This window comes from Aquitalea palustris, assembly GCF_003693445.1.
Classification (GTDB): Bacteria; Pseudomonadota; Gammaproteobacteria; order Burkholderiales; family Chromobacteriaceae; genus Aquitalea; species Aquitalea palustris.
Genome location: NZ_RFAR01000100.1, coordinates 1 through 1,721, shown reverse-complemented (window position 1 = coordinate 1,721; position 1,721 = coordinate 1). Strand labels below are relative to the sequence as shown.

General features: G+C 38.6%; 1 protein-coding gene. It reads left to right on the top strand.

The genetic code is table 11. The features are described 5' to 3' along the window. Positions 1 to 673 precede the first annotated feature (673 nt). Positions 674 to 1,018, top strand: coding sequence for a hypothetical protein (locus EAY64_RS20300; RefSeq protein WP_147456243.1), 345 nt, complete (start codon positions 674 to 676; stop codon positions 1,016 to 1,018). The last annotated feature ends 703 nt before the right edge of the window (positions 1,019 to 1,721 follow it).

Below are 1,721 nucleotides of genomic sequence, written 5' to 3'. Positions count from 1 at the left end.
TCGCTCAGACAGGGCAGGCGCTTAACACCTCGCCCCGGTCACCCGTCGGCATGCTTGACGGGGCGCCGTTGGCGCATTGGTGCGGTGCTGGCGGTAGCGAAGCACGGTGTAGATGGAGAACTGATGCAGGCTAAGAATAGGGTAATGCCATTGTGCTAGTATGGCGGGTGTCGGCCAGGTGCGGACATCCTAGTTAAGAATTCCTTTCCTCGACGGTTTTTCGTCATTTCAATCATGATTGAAAACTTAATTTATAACTGTATATCTATATTTTTCACGCTAGGGAAAATAATAATTACAGTAAAGACCATTAAATGAATTTTCTTGTTTTTATTTTCGACATCCTGACTGGTGGATTTATAAAAAACACCCTTTCCAGATTGGGGGTTTACTCTTCAGTTTTAGCTTTATTTTTTCAGATAGTATTATTTGTAGTGTTTCTATTTGCAATAAAATTATTAACTTATTTATAAGAAAAATTTGCTCTTTAAAAGTAATTAAATCAAAAACCACCAAAACTGATCGCATCCAAATAAGTAGCGGTCTTTGGCAATTTAGTACATTAATGATAGGCGACTGTCGGCCAGGAGCAGACTGTTACGATGATGCACTTGCAAGTGCCACTTCATATATTGTGGATATTTACGCTCAAGATAAAGTTGGAGCGATATAAATGATGAATATTAAAAATTTTTCAATGGTATTTATAAAAATATGCGTAGGTGCTGCAATATTAGGATTCCCGTTTTCATATATATTTGTTGTTGTTTTTAATGTAGATCCAAGTCAGTTACTTTCCTGCTCAAACCAAGGAAGGGGAATGTTTTTCTGGCAGGTTGTTTCTCGATATGCTTTGACTTTACTATCTATTGTGATGAATGTTGGATTTTTCTTAGATAAGTCAAACATGAGCAGAAGTGCCGTATTTTTTAAGGAAAGGACTGATTCGTTAGTAATTGGTTTTTTTAGTTTTTTTAGTTGCCTTTGTCTATTTTTTCGATGGTGTTGTGCATTATAATTATTTCTGCGGAAATCCAAAATCTGGATGGGTTACTTCGTGCGTGGTTTCATATGGCGAGGCAGTTATGCTGCATTTTTCACTATTTTTTTAATCTTTATTTTTATTTCAATGAAAAAAAGAATGTCCAAATAGTAATGGATATTTCGGGGCGTAATGACTGTTTTGGGTCGTTTGAAGTCATTAACGGAGAGGAATTGTCAGCAAATCTGCAACTCATAGATTATGATCTTAACATCTAAGAAAATACAAATCTTTTATTAAGGTAAATTTTCGATGAAATGTCCTTGGTGTAATAGTGAACTCGGGTTTTACCTTTCAAAGGGAACTGCAAATTGTCCGCGTTGCTCAGGTAAAATAGTAATGGCATTCAAAGCAAGTCGCATAGTGATACTATCACCCATTGCAATTCTTGCAGGATATTGTCTCTCCAGATTGCTTGGCGGGCTTGGATATCTGATAAGTGGCGGGCTGCTTCTTTTATGTTCTGCATACATAGAAAAGCATTACTGAAGAATGAGAATACAAGCCATAGCAATCAACGCTTTGTAACATGACCGCTTTGGGTCGAAAGCAGAAGTTCACTTTCAGTAGTTTTGATTCTGCACACGAAGTCACCCACATCGTCTGATTCTCGACCGTACCGACGCCATTCTTGGGCCCCATCAAGCATGCCGACGGGTGGCCGGGGCGAGGTCTTAAG

Bases quoted from the DNA above. Each gene is read 5' to 3' on its own strand.
- EAY64_RS20300 (WP_147456243.1), top strand. From the start codon at position 674: ATGATGAATATTAAAAATTTTTCAATGGTATTTATAAAAATATGCGTA.